Genomic DNA, 12,539 nt, shown 5'->3' with positions numbered 1-12,539 from the left:
CGACACCGACCAGCCCGACCCCGCCCCGATCGCCGCATAACATCAAACCGGATCCCGCGATGGCCGTCTCTTACACCACTCGCGTGGACGCGACCCCAAGATCGCTAGTCGATACGCCTCGCTAGCGTTAGGGGTGAGGCCGTATAGCTCCTCCCACGCCTTAGCTAGCCGGATTCCAGCTCGCCCCGCTCTCGCCATCACAGAATCGGCGGCAACCTGCACGCCCTTGGGGATGCGGCGCGTCAGGCCCGGCCGGCCGGCTCGGATGCCTACCTCGTAGGCGGATTTGCTGCGCTCTAGCAGAGCGTCAAGGTCTTCCTCGCCCGCGTGACCGCCATGGGCAAGGAGGTAGTCCGCGATCTGAAGAGGCGCGGCATGGTTGCGCAGCGCAGTGATTGCGGTCTTGAGCTGCCACGCACCGGATGCATGGTTGGTCTCCTCCGCGCGGAGGTTGGGCAAAGGGATCTTAAGGGTCTGACCCATGCGTTCCGCCAAGTCCGTGTCCAGCATCGGCACACGCCCACTGCCGTCGGAGTAGCGGCGAATCACGGTCAGGGCGTCTCGCACCCACGCCCAGAAGGACGAACTCATCCAATTCGGGACACCATCATGGAGGGCGTCGTATTCGGCGATCTGTTCCTCTGTGTCAACGCCCAGGGGTCGCCACGCTTCTTCGGTCACGCAGCCGATTGTTCCACGGCAGTCACGCATTACAATCTCGTGCCCATCGTCGCCAACACCTTCTTAGAGGGCATCTGATCCGCGTAGTGGCTGATTCACGTTCGGCCGTTGCGGGGATGGGGCTGGTTCGTTGATCGCCGCGTGGGCGTGCAGCGGCGTGGGTATCGGTCGGACTTGTCGGATGAGCGGTGGGCGTTGATCGAGCCGGTCCTGACCGCGTGGCGGGCGGCGCGGGTGGGTTTGGGGATCAGCCGGCCGGTGCACGACCTGCGGGAGATCGTCAACGCGATCCTGTACGTGGCCAGGACGGGGATCGCGTGGGAGTACCTGCCGCACGACTTCCCGCCAGCGAAGACGGTCTACGACTACTACGCCAAGTGGGAAGCGGACGGGACGACACAGCGGATCCACGATCTGCTGCGGGAGCGGGTCCGGGTCGCTCGCGGCCGCCACGAGAGCCCGTCGGCGGTGGTCCTGGACTCGCAAAGCGTGAAGACCTCAAGCAACGTCGGCGAGGACAGCCAAGGGCGTCGACGCGGCGAAGAAGATCAAGGGACGCAAGCGGCACATCGCCACCGACACCCTCGGACTGCTCCTCGCCGTGATCGTCACCGCCGCGTCGGTGCAGGACTCCACCGCCGGCCGGCACCTGCTCACCAGTGTGTCCGCGGACCATCCGACCGTGGTCAAGGCGTGGGTCGACGGTGGCTACAACACCGCCGTACGGGCGCACGGCGCCCGGCTCGGCATCGACGTCGAGGTGGTGCCCCGCCCTGCTCGGAAGGGCTTCCACGTCCAGCCCCGCCGGTGGGTCGTGGAACGGACCTTCGGCTGGCTGATGCAGCACAGACGACTCGTCCGTGACTACGAGACCCTCCCTCAGCGCACCCGGGCGATGATCCATTGGGCGATGGCTAACACAATGAGCCGCTATCTCACCGGAGAATCCACCCCAACCTGGCGAAACGAAAACACCTAATCGGACCAACCTCACCAAGCGAGATCAGATGCCCTCTTACTGGGCGTTTTGATCCTGCCTGTTCACGCTTGGCTGGATTAGGTCAATCGAATGCCAGCTCAGCAGAGTGGCCTCGTTGCGGCTACCGCCACCATTTGTCCCGACTGATGCCGCATCGATATGTCAGCTTCGTTCCGAGAAACCTGTCTGGTTCAGAAAGCGCCGGGATGGTCGGACTACCTGTGCGATCCACCACGCGTCGTCCACAGTAGACCTGCGGCATGGCCGAGCGACCTGCCTACCCCTCCGACCTGTCCGACGCCCGCTGGGCGCTGATCGCACCACGGTTGACCGCCTGGCGTCAGGCACGCACCGACGCCGGTGTCGGCGGACGCGCCGCCAGCCACGACCTGCGCGAGATCTTCAACGCGATCCTCTACGTCAACCGCACCGGCATCGCCTGGCGCTACCTGCCCCACGACTTCCCGCCCTGGCAGACCGTCTACGGCTACTTCACCGCATGGACCAACGACGACATCTTCACCCAGCTCAACTACCAGCTCACTGGCCTGGCCCGCACCAAGGCCGGACGCGCCACACAGCCGTCGGCCTGCGTCATCGACACCCAAAGCGTGAAGACCTCCACCAACGCACCCCTACCCACGCAGGGCATCGACGCCGGCAAGAAGATCGTCGGACGCAAACGCGGCATCGTCACCGACACCCTCGGCCTGCTCCTCGCCGTCGTCGTCACCGCCGCCAGCGCCAGCGACAACACCGTGGGCATCAACCTGCTCGACCAAGCCAAAGCCACCTATCCGACCCTGGCCAAGACCTGGGTCGACGCGGGCTTCAAGAACAAGGTCATCGAGCACGGCGCCACCCTCGGCATCGACGTCGAGGTCGTCACCAAAGACCCGCAAGTCAGGGGATTCTCGGTGGTCAAGCGGCGATGGGTCGTCGAACGCAGCCTCGGCTGGATCATGCTGCACCGGCGCCTGGCCCGCAACTACGAAGCCCTACCGCACAACTCCGCCAGCATGATCCGCATCGCGATGATCGACAACCTCACCAAACGCGTCACCCACGAAACCACCCCAACCTGGCGAGACATCTGAAGGCGGCATCACTCGCAAAATACGTGAATCAGACGCCCTCTTAGAGCGTCCACCCGGTGACGTGCCGCGGTTTCGGTGTCCAGGTCGTCATCGCCGCCGGTGTGATGGCGCCACTGCGCCAGGTATGCAGCAGACGCTCACAGAGAAAGCGGGTCGGGGCCGCGCGACGCGCGACCCCGACCCCACCGGCGACGATCAGCCGGCCGCGACCTGGCTAACGCTGCCCTCGTTGTGTCCGAGGACGATCTGCGGGCTGGTCTGGAAGGCGATCCTGCCGGTGTTCGGGTCGATCACCTTGATCCGCCGGTACAGGCAGTGCCCGGGGGTGATGGTGATCCGGCCGCCCGGGGCGACGGTGCCCACCTTCTGCAGCTTGTTGTCGTACAGGTCGTAGAACCATGCCTCCAGCTGGTAGTAGCCGGTGTTGGTGTAGACGATGTCGCGCACCAGGGGGTAGGCGCTGGTCCGTGCCACGGTCGTGCTCTTCGTGGCGGTGCGTCCGTCAGGGGAGAACGCCGTGATGGTGTAGGTGACGTTGCCGTCGTGGCTGCCGCCGTCGACGGTGCCGGTCCACTCGGCCTGGGCGGCCTGCGTCCGGTCGGCGATCACCGTGCTGCCCCGCTTGACCTGGATCCGGGTCGCCCCGTTCGCCTTCCACGTCAGCGTGACGGCGGTGGTGCTGCACGCGGCCACCTGCGAAGCGGAGGAGGTGAACGAGGCGATCGTCGGCGGCCCGCTGGTCCAGGCGGTGATCTCGTCGTAGTCGGAGAGGTAGTGTCCGGCCTTGACCGGCACCACCATGAGCCGGTACTCGACGTTGGATGACAGCCCGGTGATGGTGTGGGTCATTCCGCCGGTGCCCGGATGGGCCGGCACGTCGATCCGGGTCGCCAGCCCCGTCTGGCCCACGGGCAGGTAAGCGACCCAGTACTTGTCCTCGCCCTCGGCGTTGTCGGTCCACCGCACGGTCAGGGTGGTGTCCGTGCGACCCACCACGGTGAGGTCGCCGGCCTTCGGCAGTCTGGCCAGCATGGTGTTGGCACAGACCTCGTTGGAGGTCGTGGAATAGAGGTCGTTGAAGGCGACGACCCGGTAGCAGTAGCGGGTGTTCGGGTTGAGGCCGGTGTTGCGGTACGAGGTGTGGCTCGGGTGCAACGGGGTCACCTCGTGCCAGGCGCCCCCGGCGTCCGACCGTTCGACGCGCAGGCCGGTCGCGTTCGACGTGTTGTTCGTCCAATGCAGCCTGAGCGAGGTGTCGGTGATGTCGTCCGCCGACGTGATCGGCTCGACCGTCGGCGCCGCCACCGCTCCCGGCGTGACGTAGGTCTTGCAACCGACCTCGGTGTGCGTCGTGCCGTACGACAGGTTGATGGCGGTGGCGCAGACCCGGTGCGTGCCCGCGGTCGTGTTCACCGGCAGGGTCAGATCGAAGCCGTGGGCGTTCCCGTACTTCGGGTACGTGGTGGCCACGTCGGGCCGGTCCAGGTCGGCGAGCACCTCGCGGGTCCAGACGCCGTCGACGCGGATGACGACGCGCGTGGGGGTGGTCGGCGCGTCGGGGTCGGCCGCCCAGCCGCGTACCCGGACGGTGCTGCCGGTGCGGGTGACCTCGTCGACCGCGCCCTCCGGGGCGTGCCTGATGGTGAAGGTCTGGCAGGCGAGCTGGGTGTTCGTTCCGGCGCCGACGTTGACACCGTACGCGCAGATGGTCTGCTCGCCGTCTCCCGACCGGTGCGGAATGTTCACGGAGTAGCCGTGGTAGCTACCCCACGCGGAGTACGTCGTCGTGAGGAAGGAGTAGTACTGGTTGGCGGTCACTGTCGCCACGTGCACGCCGTTGGAGTAGAACTGCACGTCGATCGGGTCGGTCGTGTCCGGGTCGAGGGCCCAGCCGCGCAGGCTGATGCTGTAGCCACCCATGCCCGACGGCGGCACGATGGCCCCGACGGGGTTCACGTTGACGGTGAGGTTGACGCACCCGATCGCCTTGGACAGCCCACCGCCGACGTTGTTCGCGGTGGCGCAGACCTGGCTGCCGGCCACCGCCGGCACGGTGCCGGCGAACTGTCCGGTGCTCGAGCTTGCGTAGACCGTACCGACGTAGGTCGTCCCGACCCGGACACTGACCCGAACCGAGCCGCCGTCCGGATCGGTCGCCCAACCCGTCACGTAAACGCCGCCGGGCACGCGCTTCGCGCTGGTCAGAGCGCCGTCCGGGTTCGCGGTGGCCGGCGGGTCGTCGACCTCGTTGCAGATGGATGGCGGATCGGGAACGTCACACAGCGGTTCCGCGTTAGCGGGCGTCACCACCGTCAGCGCGCCTGCCACCGCCATCAGGGCCGCCAGCAGCGCGCCCCGGATCCTTCGCCGCACGAGGCGATTCTTCTCTCGCATACTCGTCGAGACCTCTCTGATATTTCCCATCGGTGCCGGTGACGATCCACATTCCGATATCCCGGGATCAAGGGAATACGTCCCGAGACAGCCGGGGACTTCCGTCCCCCCGGTGCATGGCGGGCCCCGGGACTGATGCCGGCACAGGCCACCGGCGACGGCAGCAACGAAGCTATGAGACAGGACCCGTACGATCCTCCGCCCATGGGGTGATCGCCGGGTGGAGATCTGCGGCGAGGACTCAATCCACGGGTGGACGCGAGCCGCCACTGCGACGACCGGCACCCATCAGCCCGCTGGCCCGGCTGACCACCGCCAGCACATGCACCTGATGCCGTTACAGCTGATACGTGGCCTGACCTGCGGCTACAACCCGAACATGCAGCGGGTCCTGGTCATGCTGCTCGCCGGCCACCGCGAACCCGACCGCATCCGCGTCAGCGACTTCGCGGACGTCGCCGCCCGGCAATACATCAACCTCGACTGCGTCATCGAGATCCTCACGGCCATGGACATCGTCAACGACGACCGGCCTCCCGGCCTGGAGAGCTGGATGGCCACCAGACTCGCCCGGCTGCCCGGCCTGTGGCGTCGAGACCTGAGCAACTGGGCGCGCACGCTGCGCGACGGCAGCCCGCGAAGCCGACCCCGCAACTACAGCACGGTCCGTGCCTACGCCGCTGCCGCGATCGACGCTGCCGCCAGCTGGCCGCAGCGCGACCACCTGCGCGAAGTCACCCGCGAGGACGTCCAGACCTACCTCGCCACGCTGCACGCCCGACGCCGAGAAACAGCGACGACTGCCCTGCGCAGCCTGTTCCGATGGGCCAAGACGAACAAGTTGGTCTTCCGCAACCCCACCCGCGGCCTGCGAGGCCCGAACGTGCCGGACCCGATCTGGCCGCTGCTGGCACCGGACGACATCAGCGCGAGCGTCAACGCCGCATCGACCCCGCAGGCGCGGCTCTGCGTCGTGCTGGCCGCCGTCCACGCCGCCAGACCAGGACAGATCCACGCTCTGCACCTCGATGACCTCGACCTCGCCGGCCGCCGGATCACCATCGCCGGCAACCCCCGTCCACTGGACAACCTCACCGCCCAAGCGCTGCTCGACTGGCTGACCTACCGGCGCGAGCGCTGGCCCAACACCGCCAACCCGCACCTGCTCGTCAGCACCGCCAGCGCCATGGGCCTCGCACCGGTCAGCGCCACCTGGATCCTGAACCTGCGCAGCCTGCCCGGCACCCTCGAACGACTGCGCATCGACCGACAGCTCGAGGAAGCCGTCACCACCGGCGCCGACCCGCTGCACCTGGCCGCCGTCTTCGGGTTCAGCGAAGGCACCGCCATCCGCTGGGCGACCAACGCCCGAGAACTCATCGGCGGCCCTCACGCGGACCGCCTCCCCGAGTTGCCCTGAACCCCGGTGTCCGCATGGCATGATGTCCCCTCAGGACACCCGGATTCGCCGTGCGAACACTTGGGTTCAGCCGAACTCGCGGACTTTCAGCAGCGCCGCAGGACCAGCACATCCTCGTGCGCCACCAGGTGCACGGGGATGCCTTGGTCCCTGGCGCGGCGGACGGCCAGGAGCCCGAACATGTTGGCCCGGTGCACGATCTGCCCGTCACGAACGGCGGCGAGCATCGCCGCGCACCGCTGTACCGGGACCAGCCCGACCGACTGCGCGACAGCGAGGAGCTCGCCGGGCAGGTCGATCAGGTCGTCGCGCTGGCGGCGTACTGGCCGGCAGGTGATCACCACGGTCCCGCCGGGACGCAGCAGTTGGTAGCTGGCGGCCAGGATCGCGGCGAACCCGTCGAGCAGGCGGGACCATCCCGCGTAGGCGAGGTTGCCGCTTTCCCGGCTGCCGTAGTGGTGGTCCCGTTTGCGTACCCCGGTACTCGTCGTGAGCACGAGGCCGTGAGTCCAGCGTCCGTACGGCGGTGAGGTGAGCACGAGGCTCACTCGACCGACCGCGGACGCGGGCACCAGATCGAGCAGACCCCTCGCATCGCCGGTGAGCACCTGCGCCACGCCGGCGGCGCCCTGCGACGCCGCGAGGGCGACGTTGGCGGCAGCAAGGTCAGTAAACCGGGGCTCGATGTCGATCCCGATCCCCTGCCGACCAAGGTGCATGGCCTCGACCAGGGTGGTGCCCGACCCGCACATCGGGTCGAACACCAGATCGCCGGGCGCCGTGTACGAGCTGATCGCGTGCGCGGCCAGGTGGGGCAGCATCTTCCCGGGATGGCTGGAGGTTCCCGGGACGTAGCGGCCTCGCCGCTGGTCCCGGGCGGGCTGCTGGCAGGTCAGCCACACCGAGGTGACCGGCAGGGACTCAGCCATCGGTGCCCCCGGTCTCCGACGCGCTGCGGGTCAGGATCAGCACGTCGGTGTGGATGTCCAGCTGCGTCCGCTGGCCACGCCGAGGCGGCCGGTCGGCCGCCACGATGTGCTGCAGGTACGCCAGCCCGGCCCGCTTCGCGGCGATGATGACGTCGACCGGCAGGGTGACGTCGCCGTGCGGCAGCAGCACCGCCACGCAGCCGCCCAGCGCGAGGCTGGCGTGGCAACGGACAAAGAACTCGACCGGCGGGGTGGTGTCGTCGACCGGCCAGCCGGTGACGATCAGCGTCGCCGGCTCCCGGCCCCAGCCGACCTGTCGGGGCGCATGCAGGTGGCTGCGGCGGTGCGCGGCGATGACCGCGCAGGCCAGCTGCGGCCCCACGGCCAGATCGATGACCAGATCGGACGGGTGGGTGAGGTTGTAGACCAGCCGCACGCCCATCGCGTTGGACATGGTCTCGCCCTCCTGCGGGGCGGGGACCGGCCAGACGGTGATCGGCACGGGCGGGTCGCCGGGCACCACGTCCCCCACGGGGATCGGCGCACGGCGCGGGTTTCTATCGGTCATGGGCACGGTGGCCCCCGGACCGGCAGGGCGTACTGACGATCCCCAGTGCGCCGCTGACAGGCCGATCGAACCCGCCCCCGACCTGACAGAACCCGTCCCGCTGACCGCTTGACAGCCCGACCGGCGGCCCGCTGGCCGTCCTGACGGCGGCGAACCTGACAGAACCGGACACGGCCTGTCTCAGTCTGGCAACAGCCTCTGGTGTCAGGCCGTGCTGTCCCAATCGAGATCACGGGCCTCCGCACACCGGCGGAGCACTCCCTTCCGAAGGGGACATCACCATGGCAACGACCACCCGCACGAGGACGGCCAACACGGCGCTGACCACCGCCGAGAAGGCATTCGAGCTACTGACCTGCGAACCCGCACCGCTGGTGTTCGACGCGCGCCCGGTGCCGGGCCTGCCGGACACGACGGTGCCGCTGAACGAGCTGCGCAAGCTGCTGATGTACGAGCGCTACGACAGCGACACCACCGACGAGCTGTGGCGGCAGCTCGCCCACCACGCCCGCGAATGGGGACCGGCCTGGGTGGTCGGCGCGATCGGAGTAGCTCTGCCCGCGCTGACGCACCTCGCGGCGAAAATCAGCCGCGGCTACGTCCGGCATGCCGACGACGTGGACTCCGAAGTCCTGGCCGGGTTCCTTCAGGCACTGCGCACGGCGGACCTCGCCCCGCCCCGACTGTGGCTGCGGCTGTGCTGGGCGGCCTGGCGCGCCGGCGCCACGGTCGTCAAGGCCGACGACGGCGACGAACTGCCGTTGGACCTGTCGACCGGGTCGCGGTCGCCGAGGATGCCCTACGGGCACCCGGACCTATTACTTGGTCGGGCCGCCGCCGCCGGCATGATCACCGCCGAAGCCGCCGAGCTGATCAGCGCTACGCGCTTCGGCGACGCGTTGATCGAGCACCTGGCCGCCGAGAAGGGCGTGACCGCGTCGGTCCTGCGGATGCGCAGAAGGAGAGCGGAACGCATCGTGGCAGCTGCCGTCTCACGAGGCGACCTGTCCGGCGCGGTCCGCTCGTCCGGTGTCCGTGAGGCCGCCATGGCTGCCTGACAACACCGCCCTGCGTACGGGCCGGAGTACAGAGGTATGTACGGCCGAGATATGGGTTGAGCGGCCGCAAGCCCAGCTGCGGCCGCTCGGTTTGGGGTATCCGGGGACCGATGCAGCCGGGTAGGTTGCATGCTCCGGAGTCCGTTCTCGGTCGGGGTGGTACGTGGCGAGCATCGAGAAGATCACTGGTGAGCTACGCGCCTTGGCAGCGGGTGTGGAGCGGGCTCATCGCCTCGCGGCTGCCGTCGACGGTCAGGCCCAGGAGGTCGCTGTGCGCGCTGCCGGCGCCGGGTTCACTGCGGTCGCTGCCGGAATCGCCCGGGTACGCGCCGCCGTCTCCACCATCCAGGGCGAGTTGGGCAGTCTTGCGACTGCGGTCGGGGAAGCAACCAAAACCGCCGCGAGTGTGCCACAGCAGGCGACCCCGCAGGAGACCATCGCCGCACTGGCACCGGTCCAACAGGGCCTCGCCAGCGCCCGCGAGACCACCACCGCGACAATCGCGCACGTCGACAACGCCCGGCACCTCGTCAGCGCGGCTCTGCACGGCGGGCAACCCGGCCCGCTTCTGCAGTCCCTCGACGGCATCAAGCAGGTGTTGGTGCTCCTCGTGCAACGCACCGGCACCGCCCAGCAAGCTGTCGAAGCGGCAACCAACCAGGCTCGGCAGGTGGGATTGTCGGGAAACTGACCGGGGCTGGCGGTCCCCTACCGGCCAGCCCTTCGCCGCCCCTCAGCAACGACTCGTTGCGCGTCGCACCTGTTCAGGAGCAGGACCACCACGACGTGTTCCCGCCGTGGAGCAGGCAACCCACGGGGGTCAGGAACGGCACACCGACCGGACCGCGTACCAGGATCGGCCCCAGGGTGGACGCCAGCACCCGACGAGCGCTGGAGTTGGAGAACGAGTGCGCCGACACCGTGGCCGCCAAGGGCTACCAGATACACCAAAATCCGACCCCGCAGGAAGCCAGTGACGCCCGCGTCCGCACCGGCGACAGCGGTAACCCGGACAAAGATCCGGACTACCTCGTCGAAGGTCATGTCTTCGACTGCTACTCGCCGGCGGCTCGCACGTCGGTGCGCAATGTCTGGAGCCAGGTCCGCGAAAAGGTCGATGACGATCAGACCCAACGCGTGGTGGTGAACCTGCAAGACTGGAAAGGTGACATGACGGCTCTGCGGCGCCAGTTCGACGACTGGCCCATCGACGGGCTCAAGGAACTGGTCGCGGTCAGACCCGACGGTACGATCCAACAGATCATCCGGCGAGACTGACAAGGGGCAGACAATGACCGTCGAGTTCCGTCTGATCCTGGCCGGCGATCCTCCCGTCGACGAGATCGCCGCCCTGACCGCCGCGGACCCGCGCGAGATGCCGCAGCCGGCGTCGGATCGGCGCCTGTTCACCGCCCGCCTGTACGACCAACGCGGCTACGCCATCACCGTCCGCTCCGGCACGCACGGCTACTACGAGGCCGAAACAGACGACGACTCCCGCTGGGAATGGGAACCCGAGACGTACGTCAACATCACCTTCTCGATGCGTGCCGACGACCTGGTGGACAAGGGCATCCCCAACATGGCGATGGCGGTAGCCAGGGTGCTGGCCGGCCGGGACGAGGACGCTGCCCTCATCCAGGATGGCCACCATCTCCTCCTGACCCGCACCAACGGCGTCACCCGCACACACCGCACAAGCTGGTGGAACCACTACCACCTGGAACACCTCGTCACCGGCTGAGCTCGCGTCTCGATCCCATCGCTGGCCGCATGCGGTGGGGTCGACCAAGACCGGAAGGTGCGGGAGGCAGCAGCCGGCCCGACAGAAGCGCGGCACCGAGGTGTGTGCTGGGCGACTACGAGGCGCCTGTTTCCGGTGGCTGCCGCGGCTGTGTAGCGGCCGGCTGGGCTGGGGCAGGTAAAGACCAGCCAGCCTTCGATCGGCTCGGTGGAAGCTGGCGGGCAGATTGCGCCGGAAGGTCCGGTGTCCGGCCGGCCCTCTTCGCGATCTCGTCACATCGCGTGTTCAGGTTGACGCTGCCCGTAGGGCGACGGCTGTATGGCTCGGAATCGCCGACGCTTGCTCGGAAACGCATGGCGCTGGCGCCCGCGTCGGCGCCGCCGTCGAAGCGGTCGCGCACGAGGGCCCGTCAGGCTCGCGCCGCCGCCGCAAACGCGCCACCATCCTGGACTCGGCCGCCCCATCGACGCCGGACCAGGTCGGCCGCGACATCCGACCCAAATGACTGCACTGGATCAGTAAGCCGATCCTCGATGCCGTCAAGCCGTTCTCTCGTCGTGATCACCTAGTGACCGTCGATTCTCACGCTGAAGGGATGCGACGGACGGGGATGCTGGGACTGATCTGCGCATTGGTGCTGGCCGGGTTGACCGGCTGCAGCGCGGCCACCGAGGGCGCGGTCGGGGTACGGCTGGACGCCGACGGCCGGCTGGTCGGGGTATTCGACTGGTGCCGGGGCAAGGCCGGGACCGACGGGATCACCCTCTACCTCGGCAATGACGACGGCGGGGTCACCGACAAGGTAATCCAGCTCGAGCGGGATGCCGGCCGCAGCGCCCGCAGCGCAGAGGAAGTCGTGCTGCTCGACCCGGCGGCCGGCTGGCAGACGAAGCTGGCACCGCCCACGTTAGACGACGGCCAGATTTACGACCTGGGCGCGTGGAACAAGAACGACGGCGCAGTGGAGGGCTTCCCGTTCCGGATCAGCGAGCTGCGCGGCCGGACCGGCTCGGCCGTGATCCTCACCAAGCGGTGGGAGGGCGGGGAGCACGGCGGCTACGTCGCCACGTTCCGCACGCCCGAGGACTTCGCCCGCTACGCCAACACGGTGTGCAACGACTAAAAGGCGCACCTGAGCCGGTCGGCATCGCCTGCGCTTGTAGGCCATCCGCTTCCCGGTGAAATGGTGGCCGCCAGTCTGCCCCCATCCCCCGGATGGTGCCAATGACTGCGTCGCCCGGTCGGGTCAAGGGTGGCCGTAGGCCATCGGCGTGCCGACGCGCAGCGCCCTTGACGCGGGCCGGGTGGCGTAGAGGATCGGCACCCGGGGGATGGGTCACGCCCTGGTCCTCGTCGTCATCAAACCACGGGCGATGCCCACGAGAGTCCGGGGGCAAGCAGCTCCGCTGCGCGGCAGTCGATCGCCCCGACCTCGACGGGAAGCAACCCCGACTGCGATCGTCCCGCCTCAGCCCTCACGCTCTTGCGTCCCATCAGCATGGCCGGCCGCTGGTACACGCCGTCGAGCACGCGCTTCTCCTCCTCGTGCCCACCGTCGTGCCCGGGTTCGCTTAACAACTCCTAACTAAATGATGTTGGGCGTATCCGGTTGGACGTGAGGATCGTTCTGTCTGAACGTGAGGAGGGGTGAGCAGCCGCCGTGGATCGT

General features: G+C 68.3%; 11 protein-coding genes and 1 pseudogene. 8 read left to right on the top strand and 4 right to left on the bottom strand.

What is annotated here, in order from left to right:
• Window positions 1-42 precede the first annotated feature (42 nt).
• On the bottom strand, window positions 43-681 hold the full coding sequence (locus tag AB0L34_RS29640) for a hypothetical protein (RefSeq protein ID WP_363708452.1): 639 nt from the start codon (window positions 679-681) through the stop codon (window positions 43-45).
• Window positions 682-828: 147 nt separating this feature from the next.
• Here AB0L34_RS29640 and AB0L34_RS29635 point away from each other — a divergent pair.
• Together AB0L34_RS29635 and AB0L34_RS29630 are read left to right on the top strand one after the other, a co-directional pair.
• Window positions 829-1,660, top strand: a pseudogene (locus AB0L34_RS29635) (IS5 family transposase).
• Between the two features lie 260 nt (window positions 1,661-1,920).
• The gene (locus AB0L34_RS29630; RefSeq protein WP_363708450.1) at window positions 1,921-2,757 is read left to right on the top strand and encodes an IS5 family transposase; all 837 of its coding nucleotides are present in this window, start codon (window positions 1,921-1,923) and stop codon (window positions 2,755-2,757) included.
• A gap of 195 nt (window positions 2,758-2,952) precedes the next feature.
• Here the strand turns inward: AB0L34_RS29630 and AB0L34_RS29625 are convergent, their stop codons facing one another.
• Entirely contained in the window at window positions 2,953-5,130 is a 2,178-nt protein-coding gene (locus AB0L34_RS29625; protein WP_363708448.1) for a fibronectin type III domain-containing protein, read from the bottom strand.
• A 400-nt stretch (window positions 5,131-5,530) separates the two neighbouring features.
• Here AB0L34_RS29625 and AB0L34_RS29620 point away from each other — a divergent pair, with 400 nt between their 5' ends.
• Window positions 5,531-6,571, top strand: a complete 1,041-nt coding sequence (locus AB0L34_RS29620) for a hypothetical protein (protein ID WP_363708446.1) — start codon at window positions 5,531-5,533, stop codon at window positions 6,569-6,571.
• An 86-nt stretch (window positions 6,572-6,657) separates the two neighbouring features.
• Here the strand turns inward: AB0L34_RS29620 and AB0L34_RS29615 are convergent, their stop codons facing one another.
• Both AB0L34_RS29615 and AB0L34_RS29610 read right to left on the bottom strand, forming a co-directional pair.
• A complete protein-coding gene (locus AB0L34_RS29615; RefSeq protein ID WP_363708444.1) occupies window positions 6,658-7,500 on the bottom strand; it encodes a DNA methyltransferase in 843 nt (280 codons plus the stop codon).
• On the bottom strand, window positions 7,493-8,068 hold the full coding sequence (locus AB0L34_RS29610; protein ID WP_363708442.1) for a hypothetical protein: 576 nt from the start codon (window positions 8,066-8,068) through the stop codon (window positions 7,493-7,495). The genes AB0L34_RS29615 and AB0L34_RS29610 overlap by 8 nt, the downstream gene beginning before the upstream one ends.
• A 281-nt stretch (window positions 8,069-8,349) precedes the next feature.
• On the opposite strand from AB0L34_RS29610, the gene AB0L34_RS29605 reads away from it, so the two are divergent.
• The 5 genes from AB0L34_RS29605 (at window position 8,350) to AB0L34_RS29585 (ending at window position 11,993) form a co-directional block, all read left to right on the top strand.
• Complete coding sequence (locus AB0L34_RS29605) at window positions 8,350-9,126, top strand: hypothetical protein (RefSeq protein WP_363708440.1); 777 nt, start codon at window positions 8,350-8,352, stop codon at window positions 9,124-9,126.
• Window positions 9,127-9,289: 163 nt separating this feature from the next.
• Complete coding sequence (locus AB0L34_RS29600) at window positions 9,290-9,817, top strand: DUF6244 family protein (protein WP_363708438.1); 528 nt, start codon at window positions 9,290-9,292, stop codon at window positions 9,815-9,817.
• A 176-nt stretch (window positions 9,818-9,993) separates the two neighbouring features.
• Window positions 9,994-10,404: a hypothetical protein gene (locus tag AB0L34_RS29595; RefSeq protein ID WP_363708436.1), complete on the top strand. Its 411-nt coding sequence runs from the start codon at window positions 9,994-9,996 to the stop codon at window positions 10,402-10,404.
• A 13-nt stretch (window positions 10,405-10,417) separates the two neighbouring features.
• A complete protein-coding gene (locus AB0L34_RS29590) occupies window positions 10,418-10,870 on the top strand; it encodes a SitI3 family protein (protein WP_363708434.1) in 453 nt (150 codons plus the stop codon).
• Window positions 10,871-11,465: 595 nt separating this feature from the next.
• The gene (locus AB0L34_RS29585; protein ID WP_363708432.1) at window positions 11,466-11,993 is read left to right on the top strand and encodes a hypothetical protein; all 528 of its coding nucleotides are present in this window, start codon (window positions 11,466-11,468) and stop codon (window positions 11,991-11,993) included.
• Window positions 11,994-12,539 lie beyond the last annotated feature (546 nt).

It is taken from the genome of Micromonospora sp. NPDC052213 (genome assembly GCF_040679695.1).
In the GTDB taxonomy this organism is placed as follows: Bacteria; Actinomycetota; Actinomycetes; order Mycobacteriales; family Micromonosporaceae; genus Micromonospora.
Note: the sequence above shows the minus strand (reverse complement) of the source record. Positions and strands in the feature narration are given on the sequence as shown.